The following is a 15,052-nucleotide window of genomic DNA, read 5'->3' on the forward strand; positions in this document are numbered from 1 at the left end:
GCGTCATGCAAAACGATGAAACGTCCTGTCTGCCCAGCCATGCGGTGACTTCAGAGGCAACGAACATCCCCTCTCTTTTCCCGTTTTCTCATGGATTTAATCGAACGGTGACCGTTGATGTTTGAACAGTAATCTGTCTGAGTGTTGAAGCGTCAGCGTTGTCCTTTGATCGTTGAACATTCAGCTTTGACCGGACGGTCGCAAGGACCATCTTGGATGCTAATCGGTCAACCGATTAGAAGATGTCCGTTATCGCACGGACGACGCGTGTTCGGTTATGAAATCATCAGACAAACAGGACGGTAGGTTTAGATTAATATTTTCGTAAGTGTATTACTTTCAGATAGACTGAAATCGACTTCGGCATCAAATGCGTCGATTGACTCGTCTAACTGTTGAATGACTTGCCGAAGACCGGAGGGGTCAATCAATTTCGGTTCTAATCGTTGGATGAACAGACGACGCGTTTTTTCAATTTCTTCCGCGTCCCCTTTTTCACGCGCACCGTATGTCGCTTCGATATGATTTTCTGCACGCCGCTCGATCTCGATACGTTCCTGTTCAATCGTCTGCTCCACTTCATGCAGTTGTGTTTTGAGCGTTTGTAACAATTGGCGATCGTAGTCAAGACCCGTATCGCGACGATCAATCGCTTCCGCGACCGTCATCTCGGTCCCGGCGATTCGGACACGCGTCACGGCATTCGATGCGGTAATCGCTGCTTTGATTTGATTTCGACGCTCAATCAATGCGCGAATCGACTGGAGATTTGCCGCCGCTTCCGTCGCGAACTGTTCGACGTTCGGAAAACCGACAGGCGGTTTGTCTCCCGTATGCAATCCGATAAAGTGACCAAGCTGACCTTTTTTAATCCGTTTATCTAACATTTTTAATTCCACTAATCCACGATGGATCGACATCTCAATCTGCTCGATGTTCGCCACTTCCTTTTTAGATACTCGTGAGCTCCGCTCTACCTTTTCAGCATAGCAGAAAACACTTTGAAAATCGGGCAATCGATGTTTCTTTCAACCTTACAAAATTGTCATATACTGATTTACCTTCATGTTATAATTCCATTATCAGGATATTCATGTTAAGAAAACGGAGGAACTGAACGCATGCCACACAGACTGCAATTGACGGCCCCCCAGACGCTCCAGTGGGTCGAGCAACCCCTAGCGCCCTTGCAAGCAGATGAACTACTCATCCAGACATTACATGGAGCAATCAGCATCGGCGCGGAATTGCCGCAAGTCATGGCGACTGACCGGTCAGACCTCGCCCCGACCTATCCGAAGGAAACGGGATACGAGAGTTACGGGGAAGTGCTGGCGATCGGAGAGGACGTCTTTGACATCCGTGTCGGTGACCGCGTCGTCGCTTTTTACGGTCATCACGACATCGCCACCGTCCGCGCAGCAAAAGTCATTCCCGTCCCGCGCGACCTGCCGCCGCAACTCGCCTTGTTGACGATTTTGTCGTGTGACGCTGCAAAAGGCGTCCATAAACTTAATCCCCGTCCGTCGGATGCCGTCGCCGTGACCGGGCTCGGAACAATCGGGTTATTGACCGTCTTTTACCTACGTCACTACTTCGGTCTCTCGCGCATTGACGCCGTCGACCCGGACGAAAGGCGACATGCACTCGCAAAACAGCTCGGGGCAACCCGGACGGTTACGTCCGGAAACGACCTCGAGCTGAATACCTATGCCGCTGCCCTCGAATGTTCGGGACGGCAAACCGCGTTTGCGCATCTTCAGGAGGCACTCGTCCCCCATGGTCAGCTCTGCATTCTCTCTGACGGCAATTACGACGTCTTGTCGCTCTGCCCGAGCTTCTATGCAAAAGAGTTACGGATCGTCGGATCGAGTGACGGGCTCGATTACCGCGCCCATGCGGACTGGTTTTTGCCGGTCGCCCGAAAGACACCTGCCTTACTCAAGCTGTTTGAACAGTCGGTCGATTGGTCGGACTTGATTCCATGTTTCGAGGCTTTACAGGCAGGTGCAAAACCGTTAAAAGTGTTTATCAGCTACGACCGGTGACCGTGTTTGTCTGACAGACACGCCGTTCGGATCGACGGCTTCCCTGTCTTCCCCCGTAAAAATGACTTGCTGTAAGACGGTATGATCACCAGGCACCGTCGTCACTTCATCGATTGCATGGCCGAACAACCGTTGCAACTCCTGTTCGAAGCCGACTTGTTTTGTTGACAGCTGAATCCGTTTCAGCGGTTGATCGTCCGATAAAATCGCATCGTGATGCGTCTGCAGTTCAATCCGGCAGGCGTACGGAGTCTGGATGAACGTACGCCGTTCATTCGCTTGGATGGTCCAGCCCATCTGTTGCGCACGCTCGAGAAGCAGCGTCCGTTGTTCAGGTGTCACGAGAAAACCGAGATGGTCGAAGCGGACGGCTTTCCCGTGACCGAACGTGACGTTGATGGCACCGCGTTTCATCTCGATGATTCGAAAGCGGACTCCGTCGTCCCGGAAGTCATCCCATGTCAACGGTGGATCAAACGCGGTAAACGCACCGTCGACCTTTCCAATCCGTTGCGTGACCGTAAAGCCTAATTTTTCATAAAACTGTTCCGTCGTCTCAACGTTCGGCGTCCAAAGATGATAATGAAACAACATCGGCGTTACTCCCCTTCGCAATCAGTTCAGGAAACGTCATCACGTCGACGTCCTGACTGTCGTCTAAAAATTGTTTTAATAGCGGTAAATGGGCGGCACCGTACAGGACGAGAATCCGTTCCTCCGGTTCCGCCAAATCAAGAATCCGGTTCGCGATCAACAGATTGCGGTAGTACCAGTACTGAATGACCCATCTCGCCCCGACGTGCGTCGCCGGATCAAGCCGGGCGAGTTGCCGGTACGTCCGGTGACTTGCTTCGACCGCCTGTTTGTCATTTAGTTGTTCAAGAAATGAGAGGTAGGTCTGCCCGAGTAATGCCGCTTCGAGTGCCTCGGATTTTTGTTGCTCGGCACGTATAAACCGGTCAAACGCGATCAGGTCGAGCTGTTCGAGTTCCGCAAGATTCGGGACACCTTCCACCGTCTGATTCCAGTCCACCGCCTGCAGACCGGCCAGACCTGCCAAGCGCGCTACTCGAAACCCGAGTTGATGGCGTTCATTCGCCGTCAGCGTAAAGCTTTGCTTGAGGTAAGCGGAATAGTCGGCATTCAGTGCACCCGCCTGCTCAGGCAAAGTCTCTAGCGCGACTTCTGTCGGACGAAATGTTTGCAGGACCTCGGCGACCTGTTGAATCTCCCGCTGCCGTTCGTCTGAAAACACATCAAAGATGCGCGGACGAAACAAGTCTCCGTTATCAGGACGGTCCAAATGAACGGTCCCGACGAGTAATACGGTCGCGCGTTGTGCCATCGAATATACCTCCCTTTTCTACTATTTCCATTTTACTGTAAACAGCAGGCTAATCCTAGTCCGTTTCGTTAAAATAGCCCTCTCGCTGATTGCAAGAGGCGACTCGACCTGACTTCCCTCCAAGTAGAAGGAGAAGACGAACTGCGATGCAGAATCTATACACTTGCCGAAAGATTCAATCCGGCAGAAAAAACCGAACCGATTCATGTCAGCTCAGTGAATTTAAAGGAATTAAAAAAAGGAAGCACGTCAAAATTAGTCCGCGAGGAGTATCCGTCTATGAATATGAACATCCGTCAACTGTCCGTTCATGAGAACCCTCCGATGGAACTTTTGTTATCAGCAGACCCTTCTCAGAAAATAGTTGATGAATACTTGAAGAGAGGTCGATGTTTCATAGCTGAATCTAGGAATCAACGGATTGGCGTGTATGTGCTTCTCCCGACAAGACCGCAAACGATTGAAATTGTAAATCTTGCAGTAGAGGCGAGACATCAAGGTAACGGCATAGGAAAACGTCTTTTAAGACATGCCATCCAAACTGCACAAGCGATGGACTATACAACCATCGAAATCGGAACAGGAAATTCAAGCATCGGTCAGTTGGCGCTTTATCAAAAATGTGGATTTCGGATCGTCGGAGTCGACTTGAATTTCTTCTTGAGGCACTACGAAGAGGAGATTGTAGAAAACGGTATCCGGTGCACAGACATGATTCGGTTGTCTGAAGACATATAAAAGTTTCTACTTCCTTCATACCAAATAGCTCGTCTCGATTTTATACGGAGACGAACCTTGCCTTGCTTTTACACAATCAGTCAGCCCTTACGAACAACAAATCAATTGGGAGTAGCTCGAGCAAAGAAACGTGTCATCAGATATCCTCCTCACAGTTCACACTTTATGCAATTATGTTCTGCACACAATGAGAGGATCTACATATGGTCCAAACATACACAGAAGCAAAGAACATCACAATTTCTCACCTCATGCGTGATTTAATTCTTAATCGTATCGAGAATGAAAACAATTTGACACGCTACCGTATTTTAATGGCAGCACACGAAAAGAAGTTTGAAACTGTTACGTTCGAGAATACGAAACAAGATGCACCATCAGGTGAGTCTCATGATCGTTCTTCTCCATCGTTATTATGCGAATACGCAGACCCAGTTTTTCGATTTCGTACATAGGAATCAGTCCTTTTCAACTCTATTCCCATAGTATTGAAAACATCACCTCACTAACATTGCGTAAGAACCACAAACCTATTGCAAAATACAGCATATTAGATTTTTATATTAAACGACCGTTTTATATAATTAATTTTCCTGTAATTTTAAACTATAATTAAATGGTGCTTACATAATTGATTAAAAAAGGAGAACATACAATGTCAATTGTTAAACAATTATTACATTCTCACGGAGAAGACTTTGAATTAACATGAGGTGGACAGAACTTAGGTGTTTCTAGGGGAATGATGAATAGCGATGAAATTACTAAACGAGGTTATATTGGTTTTCCGGAGGAAGTAGATGTTCAAGTAGGAGATTGGGTAAAAGGTAAACTAACAAACAATGTATTCAATCGAGTTAATAATCGTTCAACGGATCAGTCAATCAACGTAGTAAACACTTCGAATCATGATCTATTCGATGAAATAAAAAAATCTTAATGATAACGTCGCTAATAAAGACGAGTTACATGAGTTGAGATTATTGGTAAACGATATGGAAAGCAATCAAAATACTTTTGCTTTCAATCAGTCTTATACAAAATTTATAACAAATGCTGCTAATTACATGACAATTCTCTCTCCTTTTATTCCTGCATTAACTCAGATGATTACATCGTAAATGATTTAGTATTAAGAACTATGAAATGCACGTGATTATCACTCCTGATTAGTGGATATAATGTTATTAGGAGAAGTTACTATGCAGGTTGTTAATAAAGACGAGAAATGATGGTGTACTATCAATTGAACACAATTGAAGTAATGATTACTTCTTTTTGGAGTCTACAAAATTCTGACCCAAGGCGTCGATGCTGGATTCGTGGACCCAGTGGTCCTGTTTATCGATTCGACACACGTCAAAGCAAATGCGAATAAGCGGAAATATAAAAAGAAACATGTTCGTCGTGCAGCACGTTTTTATCAAGATGAACTGGAACAAGAAATCAATGATGATCGTGAGACGCACGGAAAAAAGCGTTTTACCCCCAAGAAGAAGGACGAGAATGATCAACGTTTGACGAAGGAGAATACCACGGATCCTGAGTCAGGATATTACGTGAAGGGGGAGCGTGAAAAGCAATTCGCCTATTCCTTTCATACAGCATGTGATCGGAATGGTTTTGTCCTCGGGACAATTGTCACACCAGGTAATATTCACGATAGTATCATTTTAAAGCCCTTGCTCGAACTCATCATCCACCGTTTTACCGTCCCGTTTGCAGTCGTCGCAGACTCCGCCTATAAAACCGCCCCCATCGCACATTTACTTCTCAGACAGCGTATTTTGCCAGTCTTCCCCTACACTCGCCCCAAAGGGGTGAAGGGTATGTTCAAAACGAATGCCTTCTATTATGATGCGTATTACGACTGCTATCTCTGTGAAAATAATCAGCCACTTGTCTATCGAACAATTACACGGGAAGGAAGACGGGAGTGGGTATCAGATCCAAAGATCTGTGAAACTTGTCCATTTCTAGAACGGTGTACGAAAAGTCAGACGATGCAGAAAGTGATTCATCGGCATATCTGGCAAGATGCAATCGACGAAGTCGAGCAACTTCGCCATACACCGGTTAACAAGTAGCTGTATACCCGACGAAAAGAGACAATCGAACGTGTCTTTGCGGACGCGAAAGAAAAGCATGGCATGCGTTGGACTCGCTACCGCGGGTTAAAAAAGTGACGATGCAGGCCATGCTCACTTTTGCTGCCCTGAACCTCAAAAAATTGGCCAATTGGTCATGGGATTCCAGTCGGAATCCTAATGGAGTGTCATATTTTTTACGCATACATAAAAACAAACCCTCATTTCCAAGTGGAAATGAGGGTTTGTCTACAGTCTGAAGAGGCTGGGACATAACTAGCTGACTCTTAATGAAAATAAGGGATTGCCATCATCATGATGCGCCATCCCTTATTTTTTTCATCACCTCTTGTTAAATTGCCCCTCGGGCAATACTTTGGGTGAGCCACTTTCTCAGATTTACTGCCATAAGAATGAAGCCAAGCTCACGTTCCACCTTTGCTTTTCCTCTTACGGAAAAACGAGTGAAACGCAAATCAGCCTTCAGATTCCCAAAAACTGGTTCTACGTATATCTTACGTTTCGCGTAGATTTTCCCGTTTTTTTGATCTGAAAGCAGGTCCTTTACCTGTTCCTTTTGCTCTACCCATGCAACGTTTACTCAGACTTGGCGATGACGCCCCTTCTCTGCCTTGGTACAGAGGGATCGAAGCAGGCAGTCATCACAATCCTCACTTTCGTACACCTTGAAATCGCGGGTAAAACCATATCGATCCGTCTTCTTAGACATGTAACGGAACGTCACGTTCTGCCCGTTCGGGCATACAAAGTGATCGGTCGTTTCATCGTAGGACCAGTTGGCGAGGTTATAAGGATGATCACGCCATTTTCGCGCCCTCTCTTTTTGAAACATCGTATAGGGAACGAGTGGAATGCGCCCTCAGCGCATAAGAATCTCTTGATAATTTTCTTGGCTTCCATAGCCGGCGTCCGCAACGATATATTCCGGTAAAGTAAGATACGAAGACACCTCATCTAAAAATGGGATTAACGTGCGGACATCGGTCGGATTAGGATAGACATCATAAGCGAGGGTATATTGACCTTCGGTCGCAATCTGCACGTTGTACCTAGGCTTGAGTTGTCCATTTTGCATATGATCTTCCTTCATCCGCATAAACGTCGCATCCGTATCCGTCTTCGAATAGTCGTTCCGTCCATTGAACGTTTCCTTTTGGACGGCATACTTCCTTTTTCTTCAAAAAACTCCGTTTCCAATGTATAACTCTTAGTAGTTTTAATCCATATATTAGTATGTTGATTATATTTCTCATGATTCCTTTGTGCATTAGGTTGATCATCAAAGTCTCTTATAATTCCAAGTCTAATGGAGTCTGCGATTCAAGCATTACATCTTTCCTTCTCGTTGGGAAAGTTCCAAACTGCGACGACAGATCGCGGAAAAGAATTTAGCTGTCATGAACGAATTCGTGACACGCTAGGCTTACCTATGTATTTTGCGGATCCGTATTCTTCTTGGCAGTGTGGGAGTAACGAGAACACCAATAGTCTTCTCCGTGAATTTTTCCTCAAGGGGACAGATTTCGGAAAGGTCAGTCGTTCTGGAATCGCTCAAGCGCTCGCCTGGATTAATGGGAGACCACGGAAATGTCTCACCTGGAAAACTGCATACGAGGTCTTCACCGAAGAAGTGTTGCACTTAATTTGACAAACCGTCGAACAAAAAAGTAGGAACTTTATACGAAGTTCCTACTCTTCCAATAATACGGTCATATATTAACTAGTTTTTAAGGCTATATATAGTCCTTACACCATGTACCCCAGATCAGAAGCCGCCGTTGGATAGGCATAGATCATCTGTTTGAGATCCTTAGTCGTCAAATTAAACTGAATGGCAGTCGCGAAGTGATTTATTAATTCATCCGCTTCGTGGCTGATCAAGTGAGCGCCCAGTATTTTATCACTTTCTTCATCGATGATAACTTTCACCATTGCATATTTTTCGTTTGTGCGTTTGTAGGTGTACCAGTCGGATGTCTCCATTTTATTCACTTTGATTTGATGGCCCTTTTCTCTAGCCTGTTCTTCGGACAATCCGACAGAGGCGAGCTTCGGAAGCGTGAACACCACAGTCGGCATCACTTTGTAATTAGGCGACCGGTGATTTTTTTTGAGCAGGTTGGATGCCACCACATGCGACTCCATCGAGGCAATCGGCGTAAGCGGCAGCCCCTCAGTTGCGGCTGCATCCCCCGCTGCATATACTCTTGGGTTGCTACGGCTCTGTAGGAATTCATTGACGGCAACGCCTCTTTTTTCGCGCTCCACATTGCCTTTTTCCAGCTGCATGTCTTCTAAATCCGGCATGCGCCCGGCACCATGCAGTACCAGACCGCCTTCAAAGTGAACTTGTTGGCCATCATTCACTCCAGTTACGGTGTAAAAAGCTCCGTTCTTCTCGATTGACTTCACTTCTGTCTCCAGATGGAGATGAATGCCGACCTCTTCTGATTTTTCCATCAACAGATCCACTAACTCCGATTCGAAGTGTTCAAGCGGACGTTTTCCCCGGTGAATAATATGCACTTCCGATCCGGCTCGCGCAGCGATATGGGCAAATTCAAAGGAGATGTATCCGCCGCCGATAAACACCAGTTTCGCCGGCAACTCATCCAGTTCCAGAAACTCATCGCTGTAGGTAAGGTGTTCCGTTCCTTCAATCGCCAACGGCGCCGGTTTGGCTCCATTTGCGATCAGTATATGCTTTCCGGTTAAAATGTCATCGCCTACTTGAATCTGATCTTCACTCAAAAAGGAAGCGCGCCCGTGAAAGGCTTGAATCCCTGCTTTTTGAAAGTTCTTTTCCCGGCTATCCGGCACCGGTTCGGTAAAGATGCGTTTGAAAGCCATCAACTCCGACCAATCAAGGTCAGAACCTGCAGTGACGCCGTTTCCTTTCATTCTATGGATGCCATCAATCAGTTCTGCGGCTCCCACGAGCACTTTTTTCGGATCGCACCCCCGGAGAGAACAGGTTCCGCCAAATGGACGGGAGTCGATGATTGCTACTTTCCATCCTGTTTTACTGCACTTGGAGGCTGCGGCGGAACCGGCCGAACCTGTTCCAATCACAATCAAATCGAAGTTTTCTACCATTTTTCTCATCCTTTCCTTGCAACAACTGTCGCTTCCTCTATCTTTTTACATTTGTCCCATTAGTACTCCTATTCCACTGCCTTTGCCAACATAAACTGTGTACCTTGTCCAGATTTCCATTTTTTCTTCAATCAAAAAAATTAGAGAATAGCAGTGATTTTGCGTATACATATTTTTTCGAACAAGTGGCTAGTCGGCTAATTTTTCGAATACAAAAGGGCTAAATTAAAAATGATTCGCCGTTAGTTTTACTTTTGAAATTTTCTTTCAGCTGTCGTTCTTTCTTTTTTGCTAGTTTCTGCCTGTCTCATCAGCGAATCTACCCCTCAACCATTAGCCGGCACAGCAAGACAGTTTACTGACGTCTTTATCCAGTGTGATAGCAGCCAGTTTCAATCCTTCAGCCATTGTCAAGTAGGGCGTCATCGTGTTTTTCAGATCGTCTGTGGTTAAACCGAACTGCACGGCCAGTGTGGCTCCGTAAATGACCTCGCCCGCGTTTTCAGCTACTACATGCGCCCCAAGGATTTTTCTTGTTTGCTGATCTACCACCAGTTTGAAGACTCCGTTTGTTTCCTGGTTCACAAGGGCTCTTGGCACATTTTCAAGCGGCAGGACGGATGTCAGCACCGCGTATCCTTCATTACGGGCCTGTTGTTCCGTCAGCCCGATCGTCGCAATGGACGGGTTAGTAAATGTTACGCCCGGAACGTAACGCAGATCCACTTTCTTTTCCGCCCCATCCAGTGCGTTCTCCACTACTAGTCCACCTTCGTACGCAGCCACATAGACAAACTGCGGACCCAAGATCACATCGCCCGCTGCATAGATAGCAGAATTGCTTGTCTGCAGATACTCATTGACCGCCACTTCCCCACGCGGTCCAATCTCGACTCCGGCTTTCTCCAGTTGGAGAGAGCCTGTATTTGGCTGTCTTCCGGTGGCGACCAGCACTTGATTCGCTTCAATCATCTGTTCTTGTCCGTTTACTTCAAGATGAATTACTTTCACATCCCCTTTTTGTTCTACTTTTTTATAGATGACCCCTTTGATGAATTTCAGACCATGCTTGGTTAAGGCTTCTTCGGTGGCTTCCGAGATTTCAGGATCGTACTCTTTTAGTAGCAGTTCACTCCGTTGCATCATCGTCACTTCCGTTCCTAAGTTATGAAACAGCTGGCCCAGTTCCATCGCGATATAGCCTGAACCGATAACAGCCATTTTTCTCGGAACTTCTTTCAACTCCAAAGCGGTGGTGCTTGTTAAAAATTTCACTTCGTTAAGACCTGGAATATCCGGAATGGACGGGCTCGCCCCTGTGGAAATCAAAAATTTAGTGGCGGTATAAGTTTTTCCATTCACTTCGATTGTTTTTTCATCTGTGAATGAAGCTTCACCCCGAATCAGTTCAAACCCGTAATCACCAATTAGATCGATATATTTTCCCTGTCTCATCCCTTCAACCAGCTCATCTTTCTGGCTAGTTAGCGCAGCCAAATCAACCGATTCTGCATTTGTTTTCAGGCCAGTAAACGGGTGGCTGTCTGCCGAATGGTTGATTTCCCCTGCCCGAAGCAGGGTTTTGGAAGGGACGCAGCCAATATTGACACATGTGCCGCCAATAGTGCCCCGTTCGACCATCGCTACTTTCGCCCCTTTTTCAACGGCTTTGATAGCAGCCGAAAAGGCAGCGCCGCCTGAACCGATAATCAATAGGTCATAATCACTCGTCGGATTATGGGAGACAACTTCGTTTCCTTTGGCTTTCACCTTCGCTTCGCCCGCTTGATAACCTGCCCCGTAGATAGTCTCTTTCGCTAGTTCCAGTTTCTCTTCAGCGATTTCAAACGTAGCCTGACCACGGCGAAAATCGGCTTTTGTGTTCTCAGCGCCGCTTGCTCGCAATGCTACCATTACGTGAGTCTCACAACTCATACAAGTCATTCCCGTTACAGGAAGAGTGACTTGGATTTTGTCGTTGTTCATCGTAAAAACTCCTTTTCTAGTGATAATGATATTTGGTCTGTTCGGAAGATAGAAATCTGTGAATTTTTCAAGCTCCTATTACCCGTTCTTTGTCTCAAACTTCAATCAAGGTCTCTAAAATGGGGCAGTCATGCAGTTCTTTTTCATCGGGACATCGTCTTTTTAAATCACTCAACATCAACGATACTCGTTGTAAATCATCAATTTTTTTTCGAACCTCTTTTTCTTTTGTGGATACAAATTCATACATATCCGCACATCGGGCTTCATCCTTGTCTACAATTCCAAGGAGTCGATCAATTTCACTTAGGGAAAATCCCAGCTCTTGCATACGCTTGATGAAATCAACCCGTTTTACCGTATCTTTTGAATAGATGCGATATCCTGAACTGTTTTTGGTTGGCTTTTGTAATAGTTTTTTTCGTTCGTAATACCGAATCGTTTCTTTGTTGACGCCGCAGATTTCCGTAAGCTTCCCAATCTGGTAGTCCATTTCAATCACCTCACCTACATCTTAAACTACGTACCAAGGTACGTGGTCAAGTTTTAATAAGAAGAACGATTTTGACAAGTCATCACTCAAATTTTACTTCTTAAACTACTTATGATAGATGAATTTTCGATAACTTCATGATATGTTAACTTAAATTAATTGTCTTTCCAATCCCTGTCTGCTTCTGGCAAACTGCCAGTTGAGCTTTTTCGCTGTATTGGTTTTCTTAATGAGAGCAATATTTGAGAAACAATCGCTAACACGGGCAATTCAATAAGCGGACCAATGACTAATGCTAATGCAATCAGCAGCTGATCTGGAAAGGCGATTACAGCAATCGCTAAAGAAGCGGGCGAATTTCGTACAATGATTGTAAGGCTTAGACTCACTGTATCTTCGTAAGAAAATTTCATAACTTTCCCTACTGTTTGTGCAAGCACAAAGTTAACAACGAAGAAAAGTAAAACCGGTATGATTAATACAGAAATGACCTCTAGATTGTTGACTAAATAATTTCCTTGCGACGCGAACATAGCCAGGATTGCTAAGGATAAAAAGATTATTTGTGCAGCAGCGAAAAAGGGTACCACCTTCTTATTTAAGAAGACTTCTTTCTTCCTCAAGGCATAACGGGTCAAATGCGCAAGAACGAAAGGAATCACTAGTACCAGTAGAATACTTTCTTCAATCGTCGATAACGGGATGGAATCAATCGTACCGGCAAAAATGAACAGATAGATGGGTAGAAGCACTACCTGGAGGATCAAATTAATTGTCAAGACAGAAGTGGACAGTGGTACATTCCCTTTATCAATGGAAGTGAACATCAAATACCAGTTTGTACATGGGGTGACCATTAACATAATGAATCCAATCCATAAAGCTGGATGATCGGCAAGGACGACTGCCCCAAGGCTTCATGCCAATACAAGCGTCCACACAAAATTAATAACGGTACTTGTATTTAAAAATTTAAGATTCTTAAAGGCGTCTTTTAGATGCTGCAAAGGAATTGTTAGAAACGACCCATAGAGCATAAGCAGTAAAATGGAACGATGAAAGACTCAGCGTACGTTTCAAAAAAACACATTGTCTTAGGAAAAGCCCGGTACCTACTGCCAATAAAATGATAACCGTTTGAAACTTTTCGAATATGTTCATGATGACACTCCCTAACGTAAATAAAAAACTAAAGATATGTACGGTTAACTTTTAATACTAACTAACTCTCAAGATTTAAGCCAGCTCTGTTAAAAATCAAAACGTTCGTAAAAGTACACTTTTGCAGACAGAAAGGGAGAGTAGATGCTAGTCAAAATGCAACTTCTCTCCTCTTCTATTTATGCAGCTACCAATAATGCCTCATATGTTAACTAATATAGATTTAATGCCTTAGCAGAAAATATTTAAGATCATTGAAAATATGAAGAAGAGTGGCGTCTTTTATATGTAAGCTTCTTTCCAATTAAATTATTCATATTTAACGAACAATTTTCTCCATTGAAGATTCTACTAATTTAACGTTTTTCGGATTGAATATTACTACATTCGTTCCTTCTCTATGTACAGTACTTCTATATTTTATTCCTGCATACCCTTTGCTCATAAAGTATTTAGCTAAAAGTTGGAAAGGGGCGTACTCCCTTGCTCTTACATCATGCTCTGTACTATGAACAGGCTTAAATATCTGATCATTATTAAATAAGTTAAAGTAAAATAATGCAGTAATTCGACTTCTTTCCTCAGTTGATTTTTTCTTTAAAATTCTAGCAAAGTCATATATATCCATCGGCAGACTTGAATCTCCTACCAGATTGAAAATATTGTTGTCACTGTTGGATTCAAATCGCGCACTTGTATAAAAGTCACCTTTTTCAACTCTCAGTTCTGCTTCTATCGTTCTTAAAATAAACTTTTTTTCCGCTTCCTCAGATCTTCCCTTCCTAACAGGAATTACCCCTAAATATATAAATGCTTTACCTGGAGGGTTCATTCTATTATGATTTCTCACATGATCAAGATGAGGAATCATTCTTTGATAGAAATCTAATTCAATCTTCTCATTTACCCCAACGCCCCTATAAATCTTTCCTAAATCCTTAACTGAAATTTCGAATTGTGATGCCATAGAATTAACTACATCATCAAAAACTTTGAAAAAAGTATATTTTTCAATTATTTCTTCTAATGAAAGCCCTTCTGTTTCTCCACTGTACAAGGCTTCCTTCAATGTATTCCAATGTTCCGCCATTATTTCAGATAAACCATTCACTACCTGCTTCATTTCCATAACTGCACCTCAATTTCCATTTTCCATTGATAAGAGAAAGCGTATAACCAAAAAACGTTTCCTGATTATCAGCTACATTCCCTTTTGAAGTTTTCATAGTAACACTATTCTTTCTGACTAGTATATGCAAAAAAAGTGCATACTTGTATACTGACCATTTACTAAATTTCATAGCGAGTACACAGGATCAAGCTTTTTTCTATTCAAAAACAAAAAGGGGGATCAAACGACTCATAGGATAGATATTACCTACTCAATAAAAAATCAGCTATTAACAAAGGAGTGCTTTAACAATGACGAAATTAAAAAAAGCTGCAATTCTAACCACACTCACATTGAGCGGTGTATTAGCCGCTTGCGGACCTTCACAATAATCCATTACAACCGAAAAAACAGGACGTGGTGGTCCAACAAATTCGAAATGCGATCGTGACAGTGGAATACAAAGGACAAAAATTCTTAGTAGATCTCATGTTTTCTAAAAAGAACGAATTTGATTCGTTCGGTCCCGCTACAAGGGATGATCGAAATCCAGTAGTCGACCTTCCATTTTCTATCGACAAGATTATGGATGACGTAGACGCTGTCATCATTACCCACACGCATGAGGATTACTTTGATCAAGCAGCAAAAAGAACAACTTCCAAAAGACATCAAAATGATAATACAAGATAAAAAAGATACAGATATGGCACGAAAAGCAGGCTTTACAAATATCGAAGTCTTGAAAGAAGGCCAAGCGACGATCTTTAAAGGCGTCAAACTGACGGAAGTAGATGGTCGTCATGGCTACGGAGAGATGGTAAAGAAAATGGGAAATGTCATGGGCGTTATCTTTCAGCATCCAAAAGAAAAAACTTTATATGTAGTAGGTGATACCGTTTGGTATTCGGAAGTGAAAAAAATATCGATACGTGTAAACCAGAGATTTTTATTTTGAACGGAGGA

General features: G+C 43.8%; 11 protein-coding genes and 4 pseudogenes. 6 read left to right on the forward strand and 9 right to left on the reverse strand.

Going from position 1 to position 15,052, the window contains the following annotated elements; translation table 11 throughout:
- Positions 1 to 308: 308 nt before the first annotated feature.
- On the reverse strand, positions 309 to 944 hold the full coding sequence (locus KNP99_RS02900; RefSeq protein WP_353048362.1) for a hypothetical protein: 636 nt from the start codon (positions 942 to 944) through the stop codon (positions 309 to 311).
- Between the two features lie 177 nt (positions 945 to 1,121).
- Between KNP99_RS02900 and KNP99_RS02905 the strand changes: the two genes are divergently transcribed.
- Positions 1,122 to 2,048, forward strand: coding sequence for a zinc-binding dehydrogenase (locus tag KNP99_RS02905; RefSeq protein ID WP_214845764.1), 927 nt, complete (start codon positions 1,122 to 1,124; stop codon positions 2,046 to 2,048).
- Here the strand turns inward: KNP99_RS02905 and KNP99_RS02910 are convergent.
- Positions 2,019 to 2,642 carry a VOC family protein gene (locus tag KNP99_RS02910; protein ID WP_214845766.1) on the reverse strand — a complete coding sequence of 208 codons (624 nt, stop codon included), beginning with the start codon at positions 2,640 to 2,642 and terminating at the stop codon, positions 2,019 to 2,021. The two genes, KNP99_RS02905 and KNP99_RS02910, sit on opposite strands and share 30 nt — an antisense overlap.
- On the reverse strand, positions 2,605 to 3,393 hold the full coding sequence (locus KNP99_RS02915) for a DUF5694 domain-containing protein (RefSeq protein ID WP_214845768.1): 789 nt from the start codon (positions 3,391 to 3,393) through the stop codon (positions 2,605 to 2,607). The genes KNP99_RS02910 and KNP99_RS02915 overlap by 38 nt, the downstream gene beginning before the upstream one ends.
- A gap of 285 nt (positions 3,394 to 3,678) precedes the next feature.
- On the opposite strand from KNP99_RS02915, the gene KNP99_RS02920 reads away from it, so the two are divergent.
- The 3 genes and pseudogenes from KNP99_RS02920 to KNP99_RS02925 all read left to right on the forward strand — a co-directional run.
- Complete coding sequence (locus KNP99_RS02920; RefSeq protein WP_214845789.1) at positions 3,679 to 4,131, forward strand: GNAT family N-acetyltransferase; 453 nt, start codon at positions 3,679 to 3,681, stop codon at positions 4,129 to 4,131.
- A gap of 203 nt (positions 4,132 to 4,334) precedes the next feature.
- Complete coding sequence (locus KNP99_RS15490; protein WP_353048363.1) at positions 4,335 to 4,586, forward strand: DUF6290 family protein; 252 nt, start codon at positions 4,335 to 4,337, stop codon at positions 4,584 to 4,586.
- A gap of 831 nt (positions 4,587 to 5,417) precedes the next feature.
- A pseudogene (locus KNP99_RS02925) lies at positions 5,418 to 6,379 on the forward strand (IS1182 family transposase); the annotation flags it as partial.
- Between the two features lie 191 nt (positions 6,380 to 6,570).
- Here the strand turns inward: KNP99_RS02925 and KNP99_RS02935 are convergent.
- Positions 6,571 to 7,416: pseudogene (locus tag KNP99_RS02935) on the reverse strand (transposase); the annotation flags it as partial.
- Positions 7,417 to 7,545: 129 nt separating this feature from the next.
- On the opposite strand from KNP99_RS02935, the pseudogene KNP99_RS02940 reads away from it, so the two are divergent.
- A pseudogene (locus tag KNP99_RS02940) lies at positions 7,546 to 7,887 on the forward strand (IS30 family transposase); the annotation flags it as partial.
- Between the two features lie 98 nt (positions 7,888 to 7,985).
- Here the strand turns inward: KNP99_RS02940 and KNP99_RS02945 are convergent.
- The 5 genes and pseudogenes from KNP99_RS02945 to KNP99_RS02965 all read right to left on the reverse strand — a co-directional run bounded on the left by KNP99_RS02945 (position 7,986) and on the right by KNP99_RS02965 (position 14,104).
- Positions 7,986 to 9,335 (reverse strand): dihydrolipoyl dehydrogenase family protein, encoded by a 1,350-nt coding sequence (locus tag KNP99_RS02945; protein WP_215193035.1) that lies wholly within the window; start codon positions 9,333 to 9,335, stop codon positions 7,986 to 7,988.
- A 333-nt stretch (positions 9,336 to 9,668) separates the two neighbouring features.
- Positions 9,669 to 11,321, reverse strand: coding sequence for a mercury(II) reductase (merA, locus tag KNP99_RS02950; RefSeq protein ID WP_214807395.1), 1,653 nt, complete (start codon positions 11,319 to 11,321; stop codon positions 9,669 to 9,671).
- A 94-nt stretch (positions 11,322 to 11,415) separates the two neighbouring features.
- Positions 11,416 to 11,814 carry a mercury resistance transcriptional regulator MerR gene (gene merR / locus KNP99_RS02955; RefSeq protein ID WP_214807394.1) on the reverse strand — a complete coding sequence of 133 codons (399 nt, stop codon included), beginning with the start codon at positions 11,812 to 11,814 and terminating at the stop codon, positions 11,416 to 11,418.
- A gap of 155 nt (positions 11,815 to 11,969) precedes the next feature.
- Positions 11,970 to 12,975, reverse strand: a pseudogene (locus tag KNP99_RS02960) (arsenic resistance protein).
- A gap of 319 nt (positions 12,976 to 13,294) precedes the next feature.
- Complete coding sequence (locus tag KNP99_RS02965; protein WP_214807393.1) at positions 13,295 to 14,104, reverse strand: RES family NAD+ phosphorylase; 810 nt, start codon at positions 14,102 to 14,104, stop codon at positions 13,295 to 13,297.
- A gap of 616 nt (positions 14,105 to 14,720) precedes the next feature.
- On the opposite strand from KNP99_RS02965, the gene KNP99_RS02970 reads away from it, so the two are divergent.
- Positions 14,721 to 15,044 (forward strand): MBL fold metallo-hydrolase, encoded by a 324-nt coding sequence (locus tag KNP99_RS02970; protein ID WP_214807392.1) that lies wholly within the window; start codon positions 14,721 to 14,723, stop codon positions 15,042 to 15,044.
- Positions 15,045 to 15,052 lie beyond the last annotated feature (8 nt).

The sequence above is a fragment of the Exiguobacterium sp. s95 genome (assembly GCF_018618655.1).
In the GTDB taxonomy this organism is placed as follows: Bacteria; Bacillota; Bacilli; order Exiguobacteriales; family Exiguobacteriaceae; genus Exiguobacterium_A; species Exiguobacterium_A oxidotolerans.

Coding starts and splice junctions, on each gene's coding strand:
- KNP99_RS15490 (WP_353048363.1), top strand. CDS start 4,335: ATGGTCCAAACATACACAGAAGCAAAGAACATCACAATTTCTCACCTC.
- merA (WP_214807395.1), bottom strand. CDS start 11,321: ATGAACAACGACAAAATCCAAGTCACTCTTCCTGTAACGGGAATGACT.
- KNP99_RS02965 (WP_214807393.1), bottom strand. CDS start 14,104: ATGGAAATGAAGCAGGTAGTGAATGGTTTATCTGAAATAATGGCGGAA.
- KNP99_RS02945 (WP_215193035.1), bottom strand. CDS start 9,335: ATGGTAGAAAACTTCGATTTGATTGTGATTGGAACAGGTTCGGCCGGT.
- KNP99_RS02910 (WP_214845766.1), bottom strand. CDS start 2,642: ATGTTGTTTCATTATCATCTTTGGACGCCGAACGTTGAGACGACGGAA.
- merR (WP_214807394.1), bottom strand. CDS start 11,814: ATGGACTACCAGATTGGGAAGCTTACGGAAATCTGCGGCGTCAACAAA.
- KNP99_RS02915 (WP_214845768.1), bottom strand. CDS start 3,393: ATGGCACAACGCGCGACCGTATTACTCGTCGGGACCGTTCATTTGGAC.
- KNP99_RS02920 (WP_214845789.1), top strand. CDS start 3,679: ATGAACATCCGTCAACTGTCCGTTCATGAGAACCCTCCGATGGAACTT.
- KNP99_RS02905 (WP_214845764.1), top strand. CDS start 1,122: ATGCCACACAGACTGCAATTGACGGCCCCCCAGACGCTCCAGTGGGTC.